The sequence below is a fragment of the Oxalobacteraceae sp. CFBP 8761 genome (assembly GCA_014841595.1).
Classification (GTDB): domain Bacteria; phylum Pseudomonadota; class Gammaproteobacteria; order Burkholderiales; family Burkholderiaceae_D; genus Telluria.
The window spans coordinates 1,207,415-1,229,303 of sequence record JACYUE010000002.1; the positions used below are offsets into that span (position 1 = coordinate 1,207,415).

Here is a 21,889-nt window from a genome sequence, read left to right on the forward strand (position 1 = left end):
GATGAACACTGCTACCAAGAACCCGGTGTATCGCCGTCGCCTGCTGGCGCACCGCATTGGCATCACGCTGTCGGTGTGCGCGATGGGCATCGGTCTGGCCTTCCTGGCCTGGATTCTGTTCACGCTGCTGTACAACGGCCTGGGCGGCTTGTCGGCCACGCTGTTCACGGCTGACACGCCAGCCCCGGGCACGCCTGGCGGCGGCTTGCGCAATGCCATTCTCGGCAGCGTGATGATGGTCGGCCTGTCGACGCTCATCAGCACGCCGGTCGGCATCCTGGCCGGTATCTATCTGGCTGAATACGGCGAGAACAACAAGTTCGCGCAAGTCACGCGCTTCGTGACCGACATCATGCTGTCGGCCCCGTCGATCGTGATCGGCCTGTTCGTGTACGCGATCTACGTCGCCAAGGTCCAGCACTTTTCGGGCTACGCCGGTACGATCGCGCTGTCGCTGATCGCCATCCCGGTCGTCGTGCGCACCACAGACAATATGCTGCGCCTGGTACCGCCGAGCCTGCTCGAAGCGGCCTACGCGCTGGGCGCGCCGCACTGGAAGGTCGCCCTGACCGTGCGCCTGCGCGCTGTCAAGGCCGGCGTCGTGACCGGCGTGCTGCTGGCTGTCGCCCGCGTCACGGGTGAAACCGCGCCGCTGCTGTTCACCGCGCTGAACAACCAGTTCTACAGCCATGACATGAATGCGCCGCTGGCGAACCTGCCGGTGGTGATCTACACCTACGCCATGAGCCCGTATGACGACTGGCGCTCGCTGGCCTGGGCCGGTGCATTGCTGGTGACCACGACCGTGTTGTTGCTGAACATTCTGTCGCGTACGCTGTTCAGCCAAAAAACCCCGAATTAATTCACTCTGATAAACGATAAAGTGATGAACCAAGCCATGCTCAATACGACTCCGACCCCGGCTGCGGCCAAAGCCAAGACGATCGAAATCGAAGGCCTGAACTTCTTTTACGGTAAAACGCAGAGTCTGAAGAATGTCAGCCTCGACATCCACGCCAAGCAGGTGACGGCCTTCATCGGCCCATCGGGCTGCGGCAAGTCGACGCTGCTGCGCACCCTCAACCGGATGTACGACCTGTACCCGGGCCAGCGCGCCGAAGGCAAGATCATGTACCGCGGCGGCAATATCCTCGACGCAGGCGTTGACGTGAACATGCTGCGTGCCAAGGTCGGCATGGTGTTCCAGAAGCCGACCCCGTTCCCGATGTCGATCTACGACAACATCGCGTTCGGCGTGCGCCTGTACGAAAACCTCTCGAAAGGCGAGATGGACGAGCGCGTCGAGTGGGCCCTGAAAAAGGCGGCGCTGTGGGAAGAAGCCAAGGACAAGCTGTCCAAGAGCGGCCTGTCGCTGTCGGGCGGCCAGCAACAGCGCCTGTGCATCGCGCGCGGCGTGGCGGTCAAGCCCGACGTGCTGCTGCTCGATGAGCCGACCTCGGCCCTGGATCCGATCTCGACCGCCAAGATCGAAGAACTGATCAGCGAACTGAAACAGGATTACACGATCACGATCGTGACCCACAATATGCAGCAGGCCGCGCGCTGCTCCGACTACACCGCCTATATGTACCTCGGCGAGCTGGTCGAATTCGGCGAGACCGACCAGATCTTCATGAAGCCGGCGCGCAAGGAAACGCAAGACTATATTACCGGCCGTTTCGGTTGATCGAACAGGCTGAGACTTTATCGGCCGGCCCACTTGGTCCGGCTTCACAAGAATATTGACGGAGAGTTTGTATGACAGGCGAGCATTCATCCAAGCAGTACGACCAGGAACTCGAAGGGATCCGTTCCCAGGTCTTGCTGATGGGCGGCATGGTGGAAACCCAGTTCGAAGAAGCGCTGGAATGCTTCCGCATCGGCGACATCGCGCGCGCCGAGCGCGTGATGGCCGAAGACCAGGCTGTCAACCAGCTTGAAGTCGCGCTGGACGACGCCTGCAGCCACCTGATCGTGAAACGCCAGCCGACCGCGAACGACCTGCGCACCGTGATGGCCACCATCAAGGTGATCACCGACCTCGAGCGCATCGGCGACGAAGCGACCAAGGTCGCGCGCACGGCGAAAAGCCTGCACGAGCGGGGCGCGACGGGCTTTGCCCATTTCGACATGATCCGCACGATCGCCAAGGCGACGTCCGAACTGCTGCACGATTCGCTCGACGCGTTCGCGCGCCTGGACGGCAAGCAGGCCCTGCAGATCATTGCGGGCGACGAAGTGGTCGACCACGAGTTCCGCGTCATCCTGCGCACGATGGTCACGTTCATGATGGAAGACCCGCGCACGATTTCGTCGGCGCTCGACACGCTGTGGGTGGCCAAGGCCATCGAGCGTATCGGCGACCATGCCAAGAACATCGCCGAGTACGTGATCTACGTGGTCGAAGGCCGCGACATCCGCCACAGCAAGCCGACGCTCGGCGAGCCGCCGGTACTGTGAGCATGGCTGACACCACCTCCGTCCTCGTGGTCGAGGACGAGCCGGCGATCGTCGAGCTGGTGACTTATTCGCTGCGCGAAGCAGGCTGGGAAATCCGCACGGCCGATACGGCGGCCGGCGCCTGGGACAGCATCAGCCGGGGCAAGCCCGACCTGCTGCTGCTGGACTGGATGCTGCCCGACCAGAGCGGCCTGCGCCTGCTGTCGCGCCTGCGCGCCGACCGCGACTTCCAGGAGCTGCCGGTCATCATGTTGACCGCCAAGAGCATGGAAGAAGACAAGCTGGCGGGCCTGAACAGCGGCGCCGACGACTACATCACCAAGCCGTTCTCGCCACGCGAGCTGCTGGCCCGTTCGCGCGCGCTGCTGCGCCGCAAGAGCCCGCACCTGGCCGAGGCGCCGCTGCGCGCCGGTAGCGTGACGCTCGATCCGAACAGCTGCACCGTGACGGTCGATAACCAGCAGATCGACATCGGTAATGCCGAATACAAGCTGCTCAAGTACCTGCTGGCGCACCGCGAGCGCGTGTTTTCGCGCGCCCAGTTGCTCGACAAGGTGTGGGGCGACCATGCGGTGATCGAAGAGCGCACGGTCGACGTGCACGTGCTGCGGCTGCGCAAGGCGCTGAAATCGGCCGATGGCCTGATCCGCACGGTGCGCAGCGTTGGCTACATGCTGTCCGAAAAATAGTCTGTGTCGAAGGACGCGATGAATCCCAAATTGCTGTTCTGGGTCCCGGCGCTGTTGCGCCTGGGGCTGTTGTTTGCCTTTGCGGGCCTCGTCTGGTGGTGGCTGGGGCTGGTGGCCGGGCTGTCGCTGGCGCTGGCCGCCACCGTCACGGCCATCATCGTCCAGCTGTCGTATCTGCAGAAGCTGGGCGAATGGCTCGAGCATCCGCAAGAGACGCGCCTGCCGGATGGCTGGGGCGCCTGGACCGAAGCGTTCGCGCGCCTGTACCACCTGCGGCGCGACGACAAGAAGCACCAGGCTGAACTCACGGAATGGCTGGCCCGCTTCCGCCAGGCGATGCACCTGCTGCCGGAAGGCGTCGCGATCATGGACGACGTGCTGTTTTTGGAGTGGTGCAACCCGGCGCTCGAGCGCCATCTGGGCCTGACGATGGAGCGCGACAAGGGCCTGCGCGTGACCAATCTGGTGCGCCATCCCGACTTCATCGACTACATCATTCTGGGCCGCTACGAGCAGCCGCTGACGCTGGCGTTCAGAGGCCGCAAGATCGAATGCCGCATCATCCCGTTCGAGAACCGGCGCCAGATCCTGGTCACGCACGATGCGACCGACACCGAACGGATCGAAGCGATGCGGCGCGACTTCATCGCCAACGCTTCGCACGAATTGCGCACGCCGCTGACGGTGATCGTGGGCTTCCTCGAAATCGCGATGGCCGATCCGGGCCTGGACGTGGCCACGCGCACGGCGCACCTGAGCCTGATGACCGAGCAGGCGCAGCGGATGCAGCGGCTGATCCAGGACATGCTGACCCTGTCGCGGCTGGAGTCGGACGAATTTCCGCTCAAGCGCGAGCGGGTGGATATCAAGATTCTGGTCGAATCGATCGCCGCTGAAGCACGCGCGCTGTCGGGCGGCCGGCACACGATCGAGGTGGCGGTGGATGGCCCGGACGTGATGGGGAGCATGGAAGAGCTACGCAGCGCCTTCGCCAATCTGGCGTCGAACGCCGTGCGCTACTCGCCCAACGGCGGCACGATCCGCCTGGCCTGGTCACGCGGCCCCGACGCGCTGGCGTTTGCGGTAACCGACTGCGGCATCGGCATCGACCCGGAACACATCCCGCGGCTGACCGAGCGTTTCTACCGCGTCGACAAAAGCCGCTCGCGCGAAACGCAGGGCACGGGCCTGGGCCTGGCCATTGTCAAGCACGTCCTGCTGCGCCACGGCGGCAAGCTGACGATCACCTCGCAACCCGGCAAAGGCAGCACCTTCGCCGCCACGCTCCCGAACACCTCGCTACCAGCGTAACCCTCCAACACCAAAAGCAATTGCCTTCCAATTGGGGTCAGAGTCGAATTGTTTGATAACTTTGTGACATGCCGGGGAGATCGTCCGGTTGATCACAAATTGTACGGAAACGTTTGTTTGGGACAATGAGGGTCAGAGTCGAATTAATGAGCAACTTCGAAAGTTGTCAAACAATTCGACTCTGACCCTCATTGTTTTTTCGGCGTTTTGGTGAGAAGAACAATTGATTTCGACTAGAACGATGGGCACGAGCAAGCAAAGCAATCGCTCAATATATGGAGGTACTTTTTTCGGCTTTTTTGACCCGAAAAACATGAGGGTCAGAGTCGAATTAATGAGCAATTTCGAAAGTTGTCAAACAATTCGACTCTGACCCTAATTGTCTTTTGGGCAAGCTGAGGCTAGGAAATTGAGGGGCGTTAAAACGTCGTCGTGCGAGTGGGAAATTGGCCAACAATTCGACTCTGACCCTAATTGTTCCTGATTGTTAGTGCAGCAGGAGGAGGGCGGTGGTCAGGGCGGCGGACGGGATGCCGATCCAGGCGCCTTGGGCGACTTTGCGGGGGGCGTATTGGAGCATGGCGGCGACGGTCCAGGCGGCGACCGACAGGACGCCGCACCACAGCACCGGGCCGACGTGCCAGCCGCGGGCGGCGATGCAGGCGGCAAAGGAGAGTGCCAGGCCCAGCCAGGCCAGTGTGCGCATGCGCATTCTCAGCGCTGGCGCCGGCTCCTTGCCGCGGCCGTGCAGGTCGGCGTAGTGGCGGTCCATCACGATGCCTTTGGCGGCGAATGCGCTGAAGGCGAGGGAAACGCTGCTGAGAAATAGCATGCTCATACGGGCTCCATGGTCGAGGTTGATCCGGCGTCAGCCGCCGTCTGTTTTTTCGCTGCTTTCTGTTTGGCCTTGTGCCCCAGCCACCAGGCGGCCCAGCCCAGCAATGCGCCCAGCACCAGGACGACGATGTCGAACGCCGCCACTGGCCGCAGGCCCGGCCCGCCGAACAGCGACACGCCCAGGTGTGAATTGGTCGTGAACACGTTCAGCACAGGGATGCCCGCCAACAGCACCGCGCCCACCGTTAGCTGGAAACGCCACATCGCGCGTGTCGGCCGGATCTGGGCAAGGAGGGCGGCGGCGCCCCAGGCGATGAAGAACCAGTTGGCTTCGGCGCTGGCGCGCTGCGCCATGTCCACTGGCAGCAGGCGGTTGGCCCAGAAGAAGGCGGCAAACGCGATCGGCAGGCCGGCAATGGCGCCGATGTTCAGTGCGTCGACCAGGCGCACGCCGAAGCCGACGCGTCCGCCGTTGGCCACGATCTTGGCGTACGACTGACGCTCCCGCACGCCCCACAACAGCGCGCCGGTGGCGACCATCGCGCTGCCGGCGAGGCCGCACACGAAGAACAGTGCGCGCAGCAGCGGATCGGCAAAGTGCGCCAGGTGCATGCCATAGATGGCGGCGCGCGTGGCCAGCGCCGTGCTCAACGGCGGCGTTGCCGACACCAGAGCGCCACTGACGCCATCGAACGTCATCGCCGGCTCGAGATTCGATAACTGCTGGCCCGATGGCCGATACAGTTCCACGCGCGCGACCGCATCGTTCGGATGGCTGATCGCCACACGCGACGGCGTCACGCCCCATGCCCGCTCGGCCTGCTGCAGCATCGGCCCGATGTCGGCCAGCGGCGCGGCGATGTCCGCCGGCTTGCCGCGCTCGAAGTTGCCGAATACGTCGCTGAACATCGTGTTCTGCTCGTCGCCGTACAGCGCCTTGGTGGGCGCTGGCATGTAAATGAACATCAGCGTGACAATGCCCGTGTAGGTAATCATCAGGTGAAACGGCAGCGCCAGCACGGCGGTCGCGTTGTGCGCGTCCAGCCACGAACGCTGGCCCTTCTTTGGCCGGAACGTGAAGAAGTCCTTGAAGATGCGCTTGTGCGTGATCACGCCGCTGATAATCGCCACCAGCATGAACATCGCGCCGATGCCGACGATCCAGCGACCCCAGATCGCCGGCATGTAGTGCAGATCAAAGTGCAGGCGGTACAGGAAGTCCCCGCCACGGGTATCGCGCGGTTTGGCCGTTGGCAGGCCCGTCGTCGGGTCGAGCGTGACGTTCTGGTCACGCAGCGCATTGCGGCGCTCTGCGCGCGACATGTCTTTTTTCGGCGGATTCTGCCAGGCGGCCTGGATCAGCGGATTGCGCTCATCGGGAAGGTCGATCGTCCAGCGCGTCGCGCCCGGTGCGCGCTCCTGCAACGTGCGCACGGCCAGTTGCGCCGACTGCGCCGGGGAGAGCGTGGCCGGCGCAGCGGCTGCCGCGTGCAGCTCGGGCTTCATCCAGAACGTGATCTCGTGTCGGTAATACGCCGCCGTGCCAGCCATGAACACCAGAAGCAGCAGCCAGCACACGAGCAGGCCAGCCCACGTATGCACCCATGCCATCGATTGCCGCAAGCCGTCCTTCATGCCGTTCCTCCGACCAGCCACAAAATCATCCACAGCTTCGCGCACATCACAGCCACCCCGACGCAGGCGTGCAGCGCGCTGCGCGTGGCAAAGACCCACAGGATGACGCAGGGATAGATGACGAACGCCAGCAGCGTGGCGATGGTGACGGCATCGGCGCGTGGCAGCGGCAGGGCCAGCGCAATCAGTGCGCCGGCAAGCGCGGCGAGCACGTAGCCGCCGCCGATCGCGGCCACCGCGCGGGCGGTGACGCCGCCACGGTAGCGCCAGGTGGTCGTGGTCATGAAGCCGGGCCTTTCTTCAGACGACGGATGGCGTCACTGGATACACGGTCAGGCGGATCAGTGATCGGCGCTCGGGGCCATGGCCGGACCAGCCGCGACGGCTGCGATGCCTTTTGGCTGCACGACGCTCAGCGACGTGGTGTAGCTCGACGTCGCGTATTGCAGGCCGGCACGCTCGCCCGCCGTCTTGTCGGTGTGCTCGGTCTCCAGCACATACAGGCCTTTCCATGGCATGTCGAACCTGACGACGCCGCTGTCATCCGACTCCGCTTCTTTCGCCCAGCCGCTCTGGACGATCGCATTGACCTTTGCTTTTGGCAACGGCTGGCCCTTGTAGAACACCTTGAATTCGCCGGCCTTGCCCGTCGGGACGAGGTCGAGCGTCAGTGTCGGCTGCTGCGCAGCGAAGCTGGTGGCCATGCGTGCGGCCGGCACCCAGATGTGGTTGAGCTTCTTGCCGTTCTCATCTGTTTCCCAGCTCGGGTAGGCATTGTCTTCGGCGACGATCGCGTCACCCGCCGCCGGCGTGGTGCCGCTGACCAGGTAACCCTTGGCCGTCTTGTCCAGCTTGAGTGTACGTTCGCCCTTGGCGCCCAGCAGCGTCGCGCTCGGAGCGCCAAACTTGTCGAGCAGGCCCGGCGTGGTTTCACGCTGGTTCAGGGCAAACTCGCCGAACTGCAGCTTGACCGCCTTGCCGTCCTGCTCGAACCAGATTTGGTGGGCCTGTGCAGCAGGCGCGGCGACCAGCATGGCGACGAGGGAGGAGAGCAGAATCTTGTTCATGGTGAGCGCTTTGTGGTTGTTGGTCGGATCAGACGAGCAGTATGCCGACAAGAATTATAATGCGAATCATTCTCATTTCAAAACATTTTTACGACCGCGTCCAGCGGGGCGATGAAGCGGCTTGCCGTCGTGCCTGCCCAGGCATGCCGTCAAGAAGCAGCCGATGTACAATCGTGCCTCGTTCTTATCGGCCTCTTCTATGCTCTCTCGACGTACTTCCCTCGTGGCCTGCGCCGCGCTGTTGCTGGCCGCCTGCGGCAGCACCCCGACCCCGGCTCCCGTCACTCCCGTTGCCGCCCCCAAGGCGGCGCCATTGCCTCCCAAGAAAATTCGTATCGGCCTGGCCCTCGGTGGCGGCGCCGCGCGCGGGTTCGCCCATATCGGCGTCATCAAGGCACTCGAAGCCCAGGGTATCTACCCGGAAATCGTCGTCGGCACCAGCGCCGGCTCGGTCGTCGGCGCGCTGTATGCGTCGGGCGTGAACGGCTTTGCGCTGCAAAAGACGGCCATGACCATGGACGAGGCCACCATCTCGGACTGGGCGCTGCCGCTGTTCAGCAAATCGACGGGCCTGCTCAAGGGTGAAGCGCTGCAGAGCTATGTGAACAAGGCCGTCAACAACGTGCCGATCGAGAAGTTGAAACTGCGCTTTGGCGCCGTGGCCACCGACCTGAAAACGGGCCAACCGATCCTGTTCAGCCGCGGCAATACGGGGATGGCCGTGCGCGCGTCATCCAGCGTGCCGAGCGTGTTCCAGCCAGTCGTCATCGGCAACAAGAGCTACGTCGATGGTGGCCTGGTCGCGCCGGTGCCGGTGCGCTATGTGCGCGACATGGGCGCCGATTTCATTATCGCGGTCAATATCTCGAGCGCGACCGAGGGCGCAGCCACGGCCAGTTCGCTCGACGTGCTGATGCAGACCTTCTCGATCATGGGCCAGCGCCTGAATCACTTCGAGCTCAAGGATGCCGACATCGTCATCACGCCGGCACTGGGCAATATGGGCTCGAGCGATTTCGGTGGCCGCAACCTGGCCATCCTGGCGGGCGAGCAGGCCGCCGCCGCCGTCATGCCGCAAATCAAGGCCAAACTGAAACTCAAACAGCAAGTTCCCTGAGAAAGCCCACGATGAACACCAAACCTTACCTGACCCTGGCGGACGCCAAACAGATCGGCGCTGCCGCCGAAGCCGAAGCCCTTGCCAACGGCTGGGCCGTGTCGATCGCCATCGTCGATGATGGCGGCCACCTGCTGTGGCAGCAGCGCCTGGACGGCGCGCCGCCGATCTCGTCGCACATCGCGCCCAGCAAGGCCAACACGGCCGCGCTCGGCCGCCGTGAGTCCAAGGTGTATGAAGACGTGATCAATGGCGGGCGCATGTCGTTTCTCAGCGCGCCGAAGCTCGAAGGCATGCTCGAGGGCGGCGTGCCCGTCATCGTCGATGGCCACGTGATCGGCGCGGTCGGCGTGTCGGGCGTGAAATCGAACGAGGATGTGCAGATCGCCAAAGCCGGTATTGCCGCCTTGGGCGCGGAGTAAATCGAGCGTACGGGCGCATGATTTTTGCAACTTCGGCGCCCGTATTTGCTGCAACGCCGCATTGCCGAATGCCGTTGTACGCGCTATAATTCGGAAGTTTATCTAATTCAAACTTCGCCGTAGCGCATACCCACCAACCCTCATTCAACATGACCTCCAACACCCGGCGCAAGCAGTGCAGCGGGGTTAGCTGGATGTCGGTCTGACGTGGCGCAGCTACGGCAACTTTTACGGGAGTTGCCCTTGCCGCCATTCTTTTCCGGCCCCTCTGTTCCGGCCATTCTGGCCCTTGCTGACGGGACCATCTTCAAAGGTTATTCCATCGGCGCCGTCGGTCACACGACCGGCGAAGTGGTGTTCAACACCGCCATGACCGGCTACCAGGAAATCCTTACCGACCCGAGCTATTCGCGTCAGATCGTCACGCTGACCTACCCGCACATCGGTAACTATGGCGTCAACACGACCGACGTGGAAGCATCGAAAGTGCACGCCGCTGGCCTCATCATTCGCGACCTGCCGCTGCTGGCGTCCAACTTCCGCTCGACCCAGTCGCTCGGCGACTACCTGAAGGCAGAGAACGTCGTCGCGATTGCCGGCATCGATACCCGCAAGCTGACCCGCATCCTGCGCGAGAAGGGCGCCCAGGCCGGCGCGATCCTCACCGCTGCGCAAGGCGCCGAGCCATCGACCGCGCAAGCGCTCGAACTGGCGCGCTCGTTCCCGGGCCTGGCTGGCATGGACCTGGCCAAGGTCGTCTCGGTGAAAGCGCCATACGAGTTCACCGAAACCGAATGGAAGCTGGGCGAAGGCTTCGGCAAGCAGACCAATCCCCGGTACCACGTGGTCGCCTTCGACTACGGCGTCAAGCGCAATATCCTGCGCATGCTGGCCGAGCGCGGCTGCAAGGTCACCGTGCTGCCGGCGCAGTCCACCGCCGCCGACGCGCTGGCGCTGAACCCGGACGGTATCTTCCTGGCCAATGGCCCGGGCGACCCGGAACCATGCGACTACGCCATCGCCGCCTCGCGCGAGCTGATCGAAAAAGGCATCCCGACCTTCGGCATCTGCCTCGGTCACCAGATCATGGCGCTGGCCTCCGGCGCCAAGACCATGAAGATGAAGTTCGGCCACCACGGCGCGAATCACCCGGTGCAGGACCTCGATTCCAAGAAGGTCTTGATCACATCGCAGAACCACGGCTTTGCGGTCGATCCGACCACCTTGCCGGCAAACTGCCGCGTCACGCACGTGTCGCTGTTCGACGGCTCGCTGCAGGGTTTCGAGCGTACCGACAAACCCGCGTTCTGCTTCCAGGGTCACCCGGAAGCCTCGCCTGGGCCGACCGACGTCGCCTACCTGTTTGACCGCTTCATCGGCCTGATGCAAGCAGCGGAGAAAAAATAATATGCCAAAACGTAGTGATATCAAAAGCATCCTGATCATCGGCGCTGGTCCGATCGTCATCGGCCAGGCCGTCGAATTCGACTACTCCGGCGCGCAAGCCTGCAAGGCCCTGCGCGAAGAGGGTTACAAGGTCATCCTGGTGAACTCGAACCCGGCCACGATCATGACCGACCCGGAAACGGCGGACGTGACGTACATCGAGCCGATCACCTGGAAGGTCGTCGAGCGCATCATCGAGAAAGAGCGTCCGGACGCGATCCTGCCAACGATGGGGGGCCAGACCGCACTGAATTGCGCGCTCGACCTGCACCGCCACGGCGTGCTCGAAAAATACAATGTCGAGCTGATCGGCGCGACGCCGGAAGCGATCGACAAGGCCGAAGACCGCCTGAAGTTCAAAAACGCGATGACCAAGATCGGCCTGGGTTCGGCACGCTCGGGCGTGGCGCACACGATGGAAGAATCGTGGGTCGTCCAGCGCGAGATGGGCTTCCCGACCATCATCCGTCCATCGTTCACGATGGGTGGCAGCGGCGGCGGCATCGCTTACAACGAAGAAGAATTCGAAGCGATCTGCAAGCGCGGCCTGGAAGCCTCGCCAACCTCGGAGCTGCTCATCGAAGAGTCGCTGCTCGGTTGGAAAGAGTACGAGATGGAAGTCGTGCGCGACAAGAACGACAACTGCATCATCATCTGCTCGATCGAGAACCTCGATCCGATGGGCGTGCACACGGGCGACTCGATCACCGTCGCACCGGCGCAGACCCTGACCGACAAGGAATACCAGATCCTGCGCAACGCGTCGATCGACGTGCTGCGTGAAATCGGCGTCGACACGGGCGGCTCGAACGTGCAGTTCGCGATCAACCCGAAAGACGGCCGCATGATCGTCATCGAGATGAACCCGCGCGTCTCGCGTTCGTCGGCACTGGCCTCGAAAGCCACCGGCTTCCCGATCGCCAAGGTCGCGGCCAAGTTGGCCGTCGGCTACACGCTCGACGAGCTGCGCAACGACATCACGGGCGGCGCCACGCCAGCCTCGTTCGAACCGTCGATCGACTATGTCGTCGTCAAGATCCCGCGCTTCACGTTCGAGAAATTCCCGACCGCCGACAAGCACCTGACCACGCAGATGAAATCGGTGGGCGAAGTGATGGCCATGGGCCGCACCTTCCAGGAATCGTTCCAGAAAGCGCTGCGCGGCCTCGAAGTGGGCGTCGATGGCCTGAACGAAAAAACGCGCGACCGCGAAAAGATCGAAGAAGAGCTGGGCGAGCCTGGTCCGGACCGCATCTGGTATGTGGGCGATGCGTTTGCCCAAGGCTTCACGCTCGAAGAAGTGCACAACCTGACCAAGATCGATCCGTGGTTCCTCGTGCAGATCAAGGAAATCGTCGACATCGAGCTGTGGCTCGAGACGCAGACGCTGGAAAGCCTGGACAAGCCGCTGCTGTACAAGCTCAAGCAAAAAGGTTTTGCTGACCGTCGCCTGGCCTTCCTGCTGAAGGTCAAGCCGGAAGAAGTGCGCGCGCGCCGTCATGCGCTGAATATCCGTCCGGTCTACAAGCGCGTCGACACCTGCGCGGCCGAGTTCTCGACCGACACCGCGTACATGTACTCGACGTACGACGAAGAGTGCGAGTCGAACCCGACCGATAAGAAGAAGATCATGGTGCTGGGCGGCGGTCCGAACCGCATTGGCCAGGGCATCGAGTTCGACTACTGCTGCGTCCACGCTGCCCTCGCAATGCGCGAAGACGGCTACGAGACCATCATGGTCAACTGCAATCCAGAGACGGTTTCGACCGACTACGACACGTCGGATCGCCTGTACTTCGAATCGCTGACGCTGGAAGACGTGCTGGAAATCGTCGAGCTCGAAAAGCCGGTCGGTGTCATCGTGCAATACGGCGGCCAGACTCCGTTGAAGCTGGCGCTCGACCTGGAAGCCAACGGCGTGCCGATCATCGGCACCTCGCCGGACATGATCGACGCCGCCGAAGACCGCGAGCGCTTCCAGCAGCTGCTGCAAGAGCTGGGCCTGCGCCAGCCGCCAAACCGCACCGCCCGCACCGAAGCCGACGCGCTGGCGCTGGCCGAAGAAATCGGGTATCCGCTGGTCGTGCGTCCATCGTACGTGCTGGGTGGCCGCGCGATGGAAATCGTCCACGAGCAGCGTGACCTCGAGCGCTACATGCGCGAAGCGGTCAAGGTCTCGCACGATTCGCCGGTGCTGCTCGACCGCTTCCTGAACGACGCCATCGAAGTCGACGTCGACTGCATCTCGGACGGCGAAGCCACCTTCATCGGCGGCGTGATGGAACACATCGAACAGGCTGGCGTGCACTCGGGCGACTCGGCCTGCTCGCTGCCACCGTATTCGCTGACGCAAGCGACGATCGATGAGCTCAAGCGCCAGACCTCGCTGATGGCCAAGGCCCTGAACGTGGTCGGCCTGATGAACGTGCAGTTCGCGATCCAGCAGAAGGAAGAAAACGGTCAAACGGTTGATACTGTTTTTGTGCTGGAAGTGAACCCGCGTGCGTCGCGCACCGTGCCGTTCGTCTCGAAAGCCACCGGCCTGCAGCTGGCAAAGATCGCCGCGCGCTGCATGGTTGGCCAGACGCTGGCGCAGCAGGGCATCACGCAGGAAGTGATCCCGCCGTTCTTCAGCGTGAAGGAAGTCGTGTTCCCATTCGTGAAATTCCCGGGCGTCGACACCATCCTGGGCCCGGAGATGAAATCGACCGGCGAAGTGATGGGCGTTGGCATGACCTTCGGCGAAGCCTTCGTCAAGTCGCAGCTGGCAGCCGGCATCAAGCTGCCGCGCTCGGGCACCGTGTTCCTGTCGGTGAAGTCCTCCGACAAGCCACGCGCAACGAGCGTGGCACGTGACCTGGTGGCGCTGGGCTTCGACCTGGTCGCAACCAAGGGCACGGCCGCCGTGATCGCCGCCGCCGGGATTCCGGTGCGCGCCGTGAACAAGGTGCTGGAAGGCCGTCCGCACGTCGTCGACATGATCAAGAACCGCGAAATCGTCATGGTCGTCAACACGGTTGAAGAAAAGCGCAGTGCCATCGTCGACTCGCGCGCGATCCGCACGTCGGCGCTGGCCGCCCACGTGGTGACCTACACGACGATCGCCGGCGCCGAAGCGGCCATTGAAGGCATGCCGCATATCGACGAACTGCGTGTGTATGATTTACAAGGTCTGCATAAAACCTTAAACTAAGCAGACGCAGTACCCGTCACACTGGAAGTCCAGTCAACCACAGAGCTCGCGCGGCCTTGGCGCCGCGTGCCTCTGTGGTTTTCGCTTTCTTGTCGCGTTGGTACTATCCGCCCCGGCGGACCCGTCAAACAAACCAAGCAGAGAACCATGACCACACCACTGACCAAATTCGGCGCAGAACTCCTGAAAGAAGAGCTGCACCAGCTCAAGACGAAGGAACGCCGCAGCGTGATCGACGCGATCGCCGAAGCGCGTTCGCATGGCGACCTGTCCGAGAACGCCGAATACGACGCCGCCAAGGAGCGCCAGGCGTTCGTCGAAGGCCGTATCGCCGAGCTGGAAAGCAAGCTGAGCACCTCGCAGGTGATCGACCCGACCACGCTCGACGCCGAAGGCCGCGTGGTGTTCGCCGCCACCGTCGACCTGGAAGACCTCGATTCGAGCCAGAAGGTCACATACCAGATCGTCGGCATGGACGAAGCCGACCTCAAGATGAACAAGGTCTCGATCACGTCGCCCATCGCGCGCGCGCTGATCGGCAAATACGCCGGTGACGTCGTTGAAGTGCAGGCGCCGTCCGGCCCGCGCGAATACGAAATCCTGGAAGTGCGCTACATCTGATGGACAGCGCCGCGCAGGGGCTCGCAGCAGGTCAGGCACCAGGCCGGGCGGGGCGCCTGCCGGCGGCGCGCCTGCTGGTGGCGGCGCTGTGGACCGGCAGCCTGTGGGCGCTGGGCTATATCGCCGCGCCAACAGCCTTCAAGGTGCTCGGCAGCGGGCAGGCCGGGGATCTGGTCGCCGTGCTGCTCACGCGCCAGGCGTGGTTGTCGATCGGCTGTGCGGTTGTGCTGGCGCTCTTGCTGTGGCGCTCGACCGACCTCGCCCCGCAGCGCCGGCGCTTTCTGGGCTGGCTCGTGATCGCGATGCTGGCGTGCGCGCTGGTGATTTTCGTGGGCTTGCAGCCCGGGATGGCACATCTGCGCGTGCTGGCCGGTGAGGCCGGGGTGCGTGCGTCGCCGTACTGGACGCAGTTTGCGGTCATGCATGGCGTGTCGCAGGTGTTTCACATGATCCAGAGCGTGCTGGGGGCATGGTTGCTCGTCAAGCTGCGGTGATTTTTAGCCCGCCGTACGCGCCACCGATATAAAAAAACCGGGTTGCCCCGGTTTTTTTTACTTGTTCAGCGAGCTCTTCTTGGAGCTGGTCTGACGCGGCTTGGCACGCTTGATGTTGCCGCCTGCCGTGACGCGTTCGTTACCCTTGAGCATGACCTTGGTGACGCTCGGCTTCTTGGTGCCGCTGGCGCTGGCCTTGACGATCGTGACTTCGCGCATACCCGGGCCGGCCTTGCTGCTGCGTTCCTTGGCCGTCTCGACCTTCGGACGGTACAGCACCAACAGCTTGCCGATGTGCTGGACCTGGGCCGCGTCGAGGTCGGCGCTGATCTTGTCGTACATGGCAACGCGCGCTTCGCGGTCGTCACCGAACACGCGCACCTTGATCAGGCCGTGCGAGTCGAGGCTGTTGGCGACTTCCTTCATCACGGATTCGGTCAGGCCGTCGGCGCCGATCATGACAACAGGATTGAGCCCGTGGGCTTCTGCGCGCAGAGCACTGCGCTCGGCCGGAGTGAGTTTAAGCATAATAAATTTTTGATGGACCTATAAAAGCAGTATTCTACGCGAATGGCCAAGAACAAATTAAACAAAAACTGGTTACACGACCATATTAACGATCCCTATGTCAAACTCGCGCAAAAAGAGGGCTACCGCGCCCGTGCCGCCTACAAACTGAAAGAAATCGACGAAGCTGAAAAACTCATCAAGTCGGGCAATGTTGTTGTCGACCTTGGCTGCACGCCAGGCAGCTGGGCCCAGTACACGCGGCGCAAGCTGGCCGGCAAGGACGGCGGCGGCATCCACGGCACCATCATCGGTCTGGATATTTTGCCAATGGAGCCGGTCGCCGATGTTCAATATATCCAGGGCGATTTCCGCGAAGAAGAGGTGCTGACGCAGCTCGACGTCGTGCTGGCCGATCGCAAAGTCGACGTGGTGCTGTCGGACATGGCGCCGAACCTGTCGGGTATCGGCCACGCCGACGCGGCCCGCATGGAACATCTGATCGATCTGGCGATCGAATTCTCGCAGGCGCATCTGAAGCCGGGTGGCGCGCTGCTGGTGAAGTGTTTCAAGGACATGGGTTTTACCCAGATTCTGGAGAAATTCCGCCTCGAGTTTACGACAGTGAAGCAAATCAAACCCAAGGCCAGCCGCGATAAATCGTCCGAGATTTTCCTGCTGGGCAGGGGTCTGAAAAATCCGAGTGCGTAATTGGCGTGTGGTGACAGATCGCCCCTTGAAATTCAGCCGCGCGGCCACCACATCTGCCGCGTGATCCCTTGTATTGCGACTGCGTTTCGGGCAGTTGGCGATGTCGGGAATGAATAAGACAGTCATTCGATGGTATTTCGACACTACGGCTGGAGTTGCGTGGCAGCGTTGGCCTATTGCGGGTAAAATCAGAATACTGAAATCGGTAGAGATGCGTACGCATCGGAGGAGTGCTCGTGAATAATATGTTTTCCAAATCCGCCATCTGGGTGGTCGTCGCGCTGCTGTTGTTCATGCTGTTCAAGCAGTTTGACACCCACAGCGTCGCTGGCGGCAGCAAGACCATCGCTTATTCCGAGTTGCTCGATGAAGTGAAGTCGCGCCGCATCAAGGAAGTGCTGATCGAGGGCACCAACATCACCGCCACCCGCGCTGATGACACCAAGGTGCGCGCGACCGCCACCGGTCTCGACCGTGGCCTGATCGGTGACCTGCGCGAGTACGGCGTGCGCTTCGATGTCAAGCCACCAGAAGAGCCTTCGTTCCTGCAACAGGTCTTCATTTCGTGGTTCCCGATGCTTCTGCTGATCGGCGTCTGGGTGTTCTTTATGCGCCAAATGCAGGGCGGCGGCAAGGGCGGCGCGTTCTCCTTCGGCAAGTCGAAGGCACGCATGCTCGACGAAACCAACAACACCGTGACTTTCTCTGACGTCGCCGGTTGCGATGAAGCGAAAGAAGAAGTCTCCGAGATCGTCGACTTCCTGCGCGATCCAACCAAGTTCCAGAAACTGGGCGGCCGTATCCCGCGCGGCGTGCTGATGGTCGGTCCTCCAGGTACCGGTAAAACGCTGCTGGCCCGCGCCATCGCTGGCGAAGCCAAAGTGCCGTTCTTCTCGATTTCGGGTTCCGACTTCGTCGAGATGTTCGTCGGCGTCGGTGCAAGCCGTGTGCGCGACATGTTCGAGAACGCCAAAAAGCATTCGCCATGCATCATCTTCATCGACGAGATCGACGCTGTCGGTCGTCATCGCGGCGCCGGCATGGGCGGCGGTAACGACGAACGTGAACAAACGCTGAACCAGCTGCTGGTCGAGATGGATGGCTTTGAAGCGCAATCGGGCGTGATCGTCATCGCTGCGACCAACCGCGCCGATGTGCTGGACAAAGCGCTGCTGCGTCCGGGCCGTTTCGACCGCCAGGTGATGGTGGGCCTGCCGGATATCCGCGGCCGCGAACAGATCCTGAACGTGCACATGCGCAAAGTGCCGATCGGCACCGACGTCAAGTCCGACATCCTGGCCCGCGGTACGCCTGGTTTCTCGGGCGCTGATCTGGCCAATCTGGTCAATGAAGCGGCGCTGTTCGCAGCCCGCCGCAGCAAGCGCTTGGTCGAGATGATCGATTTTGAAGATGCGAAAGACAAGATCTTCATGGGCCCGGAGCGCAAGTCGATGGTCATCCGCGAGGAAGAGCGCCGCAACACGGCCTATCACGAGTCGGGCCACGCGGTGATCGCCAAGCTGTTGCCAAAGGCCGATCCGGTGCACAAGGTCACGATCATGCCGCGTGGTTATGCGCTCGGCCTGACCTGGCAGCTGCCTGAGCACGATGCACTGTCGGGCTATAAAGACAAGATGCTCGAGGAAATCTCGATCCTGTTCGGTGGTCGTATTGCCGAAGAGATCTTTGTCGGTCAGATGTCTACCGGCGCGTCGAATGACTTCTCGCGTGCAACCAAGCTGGCGCGCTCGATGGTGACCCGCTTCGGCATGTCCGACAGCATGGGCGTCATGGTCTACGAAGACAGCGAGAACGAAGGCTTCTTCGGCGGCGCTACCAAGACCATTTCGGAAGCGACCCAGCAAAAGGTCGATGCCGAGATCCGCGCGATCCTCGATACGCAGTACGCCCTGGCGCGTCGCCTGCTGGAAGAGAATCGCGACAAGGTCGAGATGATGACGAAGGCGCTGCTCGACTGGGAAACCATCGATGCCGACCAGATCAACGACATCATGGCGGGCCAGGAGCCACGCAAGCCGACGACGGTGCTGACCAAGCGCACGCCGCCAGGTGACAGCGGCCCTGGTGGTGTGGCGCCAAACGCCACTGCACCAGCCTGACGCTCGCGCTACCCCACGAAGGCACCCGCAAGGGTGCCTTTTTTCATGATGGCGTTCGCTTGCTGCTTTGACTTACTGAGCAGCCTGCAGCGCCCGTACTACTGACACCATGAACAAGACATTGCAATGCGGCCAATTCAGCTTCGCGCTCGATGGCGCCGCGTCCCTCGAGCCCGTCGTGATGGGCATTCTGAACATCACGCCGGATTCCTTTTCCGACGGCGGTCGCTATCAGGGCCTGGAATTCGCGCTGACGCACGCCGAGGCGATGATCCGCGATGGCGCCACGATGATCGACATCGGCGGCGAGTCGACCCGCCCTGGCTCCCCTGGCGTGCCTCTCGATGAAGAACTGCGCCGCGTGATGCCGACCCTGTACGCGCTGCGCACGCTGGACGTCGCGCTGTCGGTCGATACGACCAAACCTGAAGTGATGCGCGAGGCGCTGATTGCCGGCGCCGACATGCTCAACGACGTCAACGGCTTTCGTACGCCGGGCGCACTGGAAGCGGTGCAGGACAGCGACTGCGGCCTGTGCGTGATGCACATGCAAGCCACGCCAGCCACGATGCAGCAGGCGCCCCGGTATGATGACGTCGTGGGTGACGTGATTGCGTTCCTGAGCGCACGCATTGACGCGATGACTGCGGCCGGCATCGAGCGCAGCCGTATCTGTGTCGACCCGGGCTTTGGCTTTGGCAAGACGGTCGAGCACAACTACGCGTTGCTGCGCGGCCTGGGCCGCATCCGGGATGAACTTGGCTTGCCGGTGCTGGCCGGCATGTCGCGCAAGTCGATGATCGGCGCCGTCACCGGGCGTCCGGTTGAGCAGCGCACCGCCGGTAGTGTCGGCGCGGCATTGGCTGCGGTAGCGCAGGGCGCTAGAATCGTGCGTGTGCATGATGTTGCGGAGACGGTCGATGCGCTGAAGGTATGGCACGCGGCCATGCATCCATAAAAATTCGTTTTAATAAGAGAAAAGAGAACTAGATGGCACGGAAATATTTCGGCACCGATGGCATTCGCGGCCTCGTGGGCGCAGCACCAATCACCCCTGATTTCGTCATGCGCCTTGGCTACGCTGCCGGCACCGTGCTGGCAAAGGGCAAAAAATCTAGCAGCGGCCGGCCCGTCGTCCTGATCGGCAAAGACACGCGTATCTCGGGCTATATGCTCGAGGCCGCGCTGGAGTCGGGCTTCTCGGCGGCCGGTGTGGACGTGATGCTGGCTGGCCCGATGCCGACCCCGGCCATCGCTTACCTGACGCGCGCACTGCGCCTGCAGGCCGGCGTCGTGATCTCGGCGTCGCACAACCCGTTCCAGGACAACGGCATCAAGTTCTTCTCCGGCCATGGCACCAAGCTGCCAGACGCGGTGGAACTGGAAATCGAAGACGCCATTGACCAGCCGATGGGCTGCGTGTCGTCGGACAAGCTGGGCCGCGTATCGCGCCTGCGCGACGCCCAGGGCCGCTACATCGAATTCTGCAAGAGCACGTTCCCGAACGAGCTCGACCTGCGCGGCCTGAAGATCGTCGTCGACAGCGCCCACGGCGCCGCCTACAACATCGCTCCGCACGTGTTCCATGAGCTGGGCGCCGAAGTCATTTCCATCGGTGCCCAGCCGGACGGCTTCAATATCAACGCCGGCTTTGGCGCCACCGCGCCACAGGCGCTGTCGGAAGCCGTCGTCGCCAACAAGGCCGACCTGGGCATCGCGCTCGATGGCGACGCCGACCGCCTGATCATGGTCGACGCCACCGGCCGCGTCTACAACGGCGACGAGCTGCTGTACGTGATGGTGCGCGACCGCATGAGCACCGGCCCCGTGGCCGGCGCCGTGGGTACCCTGATGACGAATATGGCGCTCGAAGTGGCGTTCAAGGAAATGGGCATCGGCTTTGCGCGCGCCAAGGTGGGCGACCGCTATGTGCTCGAAGTCATGAGGGAGCGTGGCTGGCTGTTCGGCGGAGAGGGTTCGGGCCATCTGCTGGCACTGGACAAGCACACCACCGGCGACGGCATCGTCTCGGCCCTGCAGGTGCTGTCGGCGCTGGTACGCGGCAACAAGTCGCTGGCCGAATGCTGCAACGAACTGACGTTGTTCCCGCAAACCTTGATCAACAAGAAAGTCGCACCGGGCTTTGACTGGACGGCCGATGCGGCGATGGTCGCCGAAAAGGAAGCGGTCGAGCGCGAGCTGGGCGACAACGGTCGTGTGCTGATCCGCGCATCGGGCACCGAGCCATTGATCCGGGTTATGGTCGAGGCGAAAGAAGCGGAACTTGCCGACAGCCTGGCACGCCGGATTGCGGCCACGTTGTCGGCATAAATAATGCGAGCGGTGCGCTGGAATTGAACCCACAAGGGCTGGCGCTTCGCGAATGATTGGCATATAATGTTGCCCACGGCGGAGTGTAGCGCAGCCCGGTAGCGCACCTGGTTTGGGACCAGGGGGTCCAAGGTTCGAATCCTTGTACTCCGACCAGCAAGATTCATCAGAACAGGCCGTCATCGACGGCCTGTTTTGTTTTCCCGTCTCATCGTTTTGCACCGCCCTTAGCTCAGTCGGATAGAGCAACAGCCTTCTAAGCTGTGGGTCGGGGGTTCGATTCCCTCAGGGCGGGCCAGATTCCTCAATACTTTCAAACGCTTGCCGCATTCGCCTGCTGCCTGTTACTTGTGCAGTACGCTATTCAATATGCCTTGCGCTATTCAAATCCCGGTTTTCCCGACTTCACTCGCTAGGATGGCGGTACTACACGCGCCGAGTGAGCTGCGTGTCCGCATGTGCGAGTAGGGTGCGGGAGTACGCCAGGGACTCGGCATCGCTCGCCGACTTCGCTCTCAGGTCGCCGTGCTGGCCTTTCGCTGGCAATGGCGGTCTTTGTTGCTGCCGACTGGTTCATGAACAGCTGGCCGCATGAAGCCGAGATCGACGAGATGCGGCACGCATTCACAGACATCATGCGCAGCCAGTCGGCACTGGTGCCGGCCACAGTGCAGGGCGACACCGCGCGTTTTGTCCATCAGCCACCGAGTTCACCACATTTAATCCACCCTGACGCCGCTCGTCCTGGCGCTCACCAGGGAGCTGCGCAATGGGAAAGCTCTGTCTGCTGACTGCGCCCCTGATGGTAACGCATGGGCAACTTCAAGGCCGCAGTCAAAGTCACAAACGAAAGTTTCCTCAATCGCGCGCCAGCGGGCGATGCGCGGCAGTCGACCGAGTAACTGCAGCGGACCAGGACGTGTGGCAG

General features: G+C 62.5%; 20 protein-coding genes and 2 tRNA genes. 17 read left to right on the forward strand and 5 right to left on the reverse strand.

The annotated features are described in order from the left end of the window. Position 1 precedes the first annotated feature (1 nt). The 5 genes from pstA to phoR all read left to right on the forward strand — a co-directional run bounded on the left by pstA (position 2) and on the right by phoR (position 4,460). Positions 2 to 862, forward strand: a complete 861-nt coding sequence (gene pstA, locus IFU00_17755; GenBank protein ID MBD8544130.1) for a phosphate ABC transporter permease PstA — start codon at positions 2 to 4, stop codon at positions 860 to 862. A gap of 36 nt (positions 863 to 898) precedes the next feature. Then, the gene (gene pstB, locus IFU00_17760) at positions 899 to 1,687 is read left to right on the forward strand and encodes a phosphate ABC transporter ATP-binding protein PstB (GenBank protein MBD8544131.1); all 789 of its coding nucleotides are present in this window, start codon (positions 899 to 901) and stop codon (positions 1,685 to 1,687) included. Between the two features lie 71 nt (positions 1,688 to 1,758). Further along, positions 1,759 to 2,460, forward strand: a complete 702-nt coding sequence (gene phoU, locus IFU00_17765) for a phosphate signaling complex protein PhoU (protein ID MBD8544132.1) — start codon at positions 1,759 to 1,761, stop codon at positions 2,458 to 2,460. Between the two features lie 2 nt (positions 2,461 to 2,462). Continuing rightward, the gene (locus IFU00_17770; GenBank protein MBD8544133.1) at positions 2,463 to 3,149 is read left to right on the forward strand and encodes a response regulator; all 687 of its coding nucleotides are present in this window, start codon (positions 2,463 to 2,465) and stop codon (positions 3,147 to 3,149) included. 18 nt (positions 3,150 to 3,167) lie between these two features. Continuing rightward, positions 3,168 to 4,460, forward strand: coding sequence for a phosphate regulon sensor histidine kinase PhoR (gene phoR, locus IFU00_17775; protein MBD8544134.1), 1,293 nt, complete (start codon positions 3,168 to 3,170; stop codon positions 4,458 to 4,460). A gap of 487 nt (positions 4,461 to 4,947) precedes the next feature. On the opposite strand, the gene IFU00_17780 is transcribed toward phoR, so the two are convergent. The 4 genes from IFU00_17780 to IFU00_17795 are packed head-to-tail and all read right to left on the reverse strand — an operon-like array spanning position 4,948 to position 7,999. Next, the gene (locus IFU00_17780; GenBank protein ID MBD8544135.1) at positions 4,948 to 5,298 is read right to left on the reverse strand and encodes a DUF3325 domain-containing protein; all 351 of its coding nucleotides are present in this window, start codon (positions 5,296 to 5,298) and stop codon (positions 4,948 to 4,950) included. Continuing rightward, positions 5,295 to 6,932 (reverse strand): PepSY domain-containing protein, encoded by a 1,638-nt coding sequence (locus IFU00_17785; GenBank protein MBD8544136.1) that lies wholly within the window; start codon positions 6,930 to 6,932, stop codon positions 5,295 to 5,297. The genes IFU00_17780 and IFU00_17785 overlap by 4 nt, the downstream gene beginning before the upstream one ends. Next, the gene (locus IFU00_17790; protein MBD8544137.1) at positions 6,929 to 7,216 is read right to left on the reverse strand and encodes an iron transporter; all 288 of its coding nucleotides are present in this window, start codon (positions 7,214 to 7,216) and stop codon (positions 6,929 to 6,931) included. The genes IFU00_17785 and IFU00_17790 overlap by 4 nt, the downstream gene beginning before the upstream one ends. Positions 7,217 to 7,273: 57 nt before the next feature. Then, a complete protein-coding gene (locus tag IFU00_17795) occupies positions 7,274 to 7,999 on the reverse strand; it encodes a DUF4198 domain-containing protein (GenBank protein MBD8544138.1) in 726 nt (241 codons plus the stop codon). 199 nt (positions 8,000 to 8,198) lie between these two features. Here IFU00_17795 and IFU00_17800 point away from each other — a divergent pair, with 199 nt between their 5' ends. The 6 genes from IFU00_17800 to IFU00_17825 all read left to right on the forward strand — a co-directional run bounded on the left by IFU00_17800 (position 8,199) and on the right by IFU00_17825 (position 15,292). Then, positions 8,199 to 9,116 carry a patatin-like phospholipase family protein gene (locus IFU00_17800; GenBank protein MBD8544139.1) on the forward strand — a complete coding sequence of 306 codons (918 nt, stop codon included), beginning with the start codon at positions 8,199 to 8,201 and terminating at the stop codon, positions 9,114 to 9,116. Positions 9,117 to 9,127: 11 nt separating this feature from the next. Then, entirely contained in the window at positions 9,128 to 9,538 is a 411-nt protein-coding gene (locus IFU00_17805; protein ID MBD8544140.1) for a heme-binding protein, read from the forward strand. A 243-nt stretch (positions 9,539 to 9,781) separates the two neighbouring features. After that, positions 9,782 to 10,945 (forward strand): glutamine-hydrolyzing carbamoyl-phosphate synthase small subunit, encoded by a 1,164-nt coding sequence (gene carA / locus IFU00_17810; protein ID MBD8544141.1) that lies wholly within the window; start codon positions 9,782 to 9,784, stop codon positions 10,943 to 10,945. A gap of 1 nt (position 10,946) precedes the next feature. Continuing rightward, a complete protein-coding gene (gene carB, locus IFU00_17815; GenBank protein ID MBD8544142.1) occupies positions 10,947 to 14,177 on the forward strand; it encodes a carbamoyl-phosphate synthase large subunit in 3,231 nt (1,076 codons plus the stop codon). Between the two features lie 147 nt (positions 14,178 to 14,324). Next, the gene (greA, locus tag IFU00_17820) at positions 14,325 to 14,798 is read left to right on the forward strand and encodes a transcription elongation factor GreA (protein ID MBD8544143.1); all 474 of its coding nucleotides are present in this window, start codon (positions 14,325 to 14,327) and stop codon (positions 14,796 to 14,798) included. Next, positions 14,798 to 15,292: a DUF4149 domain-containing protein gene (locus IFU00_17825; protein MBD8544144.1), complete on the forward strand. Its 495-nt coding sequence runs from the start codon at positions 14,798 to 14,800 to the stop codon at positions 15,290 to 15,292. Before greA ends, IFU00_17825 begins: the two co-directional genes overlap by 1 nt. 57 nt (positions 15,293 to 15,349) lie before the next feature. On the opposite strand, the gene yhbY is transcribed toward IFU00_17825, so the two are convergent. Further along, complete coding sequence (gene yhbY / locus IFU00_17830) at positions 15,350 to 15,820, reverse strand: ribosome assembly RNA-binding protein YhbY (protein MBD8544145.1); 471 nt, start codon at positions 15,818 to 15,820, stop codon at positions 15,350 to 15,352. A 42-nt stretch (positions 15,821 to 15,862) separates the two neighbouring features. On the opposite strand from yhbY, the gene IFU00_17835 reads away from it, so the two are divergent. The 6 genes from IFU00_17835 to IFU00_17860 all read left to right on the forward strand — a co-directional run bounded on the left by IFU00_17835 (position 15,863) and on the right by IFU00_17860 (position 21,259). Further along, positions 15,863 to 16,510 (forward strand): RlmE family RNA methyltransferase, encoded by a 648-nt coding sequence (locus IFU00_17835; GenBank protein MBD8544146.1) that lies wholly within the window; start codon positions 15,863 to 15,865, stop codon positions 16,508 to 16,510. Between the two features lie 245 nt (positions 16,511 to 16,755). Continuing rightward, entirely contained in the window at positions 16,756 to 18,630 is a 1,875-nt protein-coding gene (gene ftsH, locus IFU00_17840) for an ATP-dependent zinc metalloprotease FtsH (GenBank protein ID MBD8544147.1), read from the forward strand. Between the two features lie 109 nt (positions 18,631 to 18,739). Continuing rightward, positions 18,740 to 19,588, forward strand: coding sequence for a dihydropteroate synthase (folP, locus tag IFU00_17845; protein ID MBD8544148.1), 849 nt, complete (start codon positions 18,740 to 18,742; stop codon positions 19,586 to 19,588). Between the two features lie 32 nt (positions 19,589 to 19,620). After that, the gene (gene glmM, locus IFU00_17850) at positions 19,621 to 20,961 is read left to right on the forward strand and encodes a phosphoglucosamine mutase (protein MBD8544149.1); all 1,341 of its coding nucleotides are present in this window, start codon (positions 19,621 to 19,623) and stop codon (positions 20,959 to 20,961) included. Between the two features lie 79 nt (positions 20,962 to 21,040). Continuing rightward, positions 21,041 to 21,117: transfer RNA gene (locus tag IFU00_17855), tRNA-Pro, on the forward strand. A 65-nt stretch (positions 21,118 to 21,182) separates the two neighbouring features. Then, positions 21,183 to 21,259, forward strand: a tRNA-Arg gene (locus IFU00_17860). The last annotated feature ends 630 nt before the right edge of the window (positions 21,260 to 21,889 follow it).

What these genes read in the sequence shown, in the direction of transcription:
- pstA (MBD8544130.1), top strand. Translation starts at nt 2, where the DNA reads ATGAACACTGCTACCAAGAACCCGGTGTATCGCCGTCGCCTGCTGGCG.
- pstB (MBD8544131.1), top strand. Translation starts at nt 899, where the DNA reads ATGCTCAATACGACTCCGACCCCGGCTGCGGCCAAAGCCAAGACGATC.
- phoU (MBD8544132.1), top strand. Translation starts at nt 1,759, where the DNA reads ATGACAGGCGAGCATTCATCCAAGCAGTACGACCAGGAACTCGAAGGG.
- IFU00_17770 (MBD8544133.1), top strand. Translation starts at nt 2,463, where the DNA reads ATGGCTGACACCACCTCCGTCCTCGTGGTCGAGGACGAGCCGGCGATC.
- phoR (MBD8544134.1), top strand. Translation starts at nt 3,168, where the DNA reads ATGAATCCCAAATTGCTGTTCTGGGTCCCGGCGCTGTTGCGCCTGGGG.
- IFU00_17780 (MBD8544135.1), bottom strand. Translation starts at nt 5,298, where the DNA reads ATGAGCATGCTATTTCTCAGCAGCGTTTCCCTCGCCTTCAGCGCATTC.
- IFU00_17785 (MBD8544136.1), bottom strand. Translation starts at nt 6,932, where the DNA reads ATGAAGGACGGCTTGCGGCAATCGATGGCATGGGTGCATACGTGGGCT.
- IFU00_17790 (MBD8544137.1), bottom strand. Translation starts at nt 7,216, where the DNA reads ATGACCACGACCACCTGGCGCTACCGTGGCGGCGTCACCGCCCGCGCG.
- IFU00_17795 (MBD8544138.1), bottom strand. Translation starts at nt 7,999, where the DNA reads ATGAACAAGATTCTGCTCTCCTCCCTCGTCGCCATGCTGGTCGCCGCG.
- IFU00_17800 (MBD8544139.1), top strand. Translation starts at nt 8,199, where the DNA reads ATGCTCTCTCGACGTACTTCCCTCGTGGCCTGCGCCGCGCTGTTGCTG.
- IFU00_17805 (MBD8544140.1), top strand. Translation starts at nt 9,128, where the DNA reads ATGAACACCAAACCTTACCTGACCCTGGCGGACGCCAAACAGATCGGC.
- carB (MBD8544142.1), top strand. Translation starts at nt 10,947, where the DNA reads ATGCCAAAACGTAGTGATATCAAAAGCATCCTGATCATCGGCGCTGGT.
- greA (MBD8544143.1), top strand. Translation starts at nt 14,325, where the DNA reads ATGACCACACCACTGACCAAATTCGGCGCAGAACTCCTGAAAGAAGAG.
- IFU00_17825 (MBD8544144.1), top strand. Translation starts at nt 14,798, where the DNA reads ATGGACAGCGCCGCGCAGGGGCTCGCAGCAGGTCAGGCACCAGGCCGG.
- yhbY (MBD8544145.1), bottom strand. Translation starts at nt 15,820, where the DNA reads ATGCTTAAACTCACTCCGGCCGAGCGCAGTGCTCTGCGCGCAGAAGCC.
- IFU00_17835 (MBD8544146.1), top strand. Translation starts at nt 15,863, where the DNA reads ATGGCCAAGAACAAATTAAACAAAAACTGGTTACACGACCATATTAAC.
- ftsH (MBD8544147.1), top strand. Translation starts at nt 16,756, where the DNA reads ATGTTTTCCAAATCCGCCATCTGGGTGGTCGTCGCGCTGCTGTTGTTC.
- folP (MBD8544148.1), top strand. Translation starts at nt 18,740, where the DNA reads ATGAACAAGACATTGCAATGCGGCCAATTCAGCTTCGCGCTCGATGGC.
- glmM (MBD8544149.1), top strand. Translation starts at nt 19,621, where the DNA reads ATGGCACGGAAATATTTCGGCACCGATGGCATTCGCGGCCTCGTGGGC.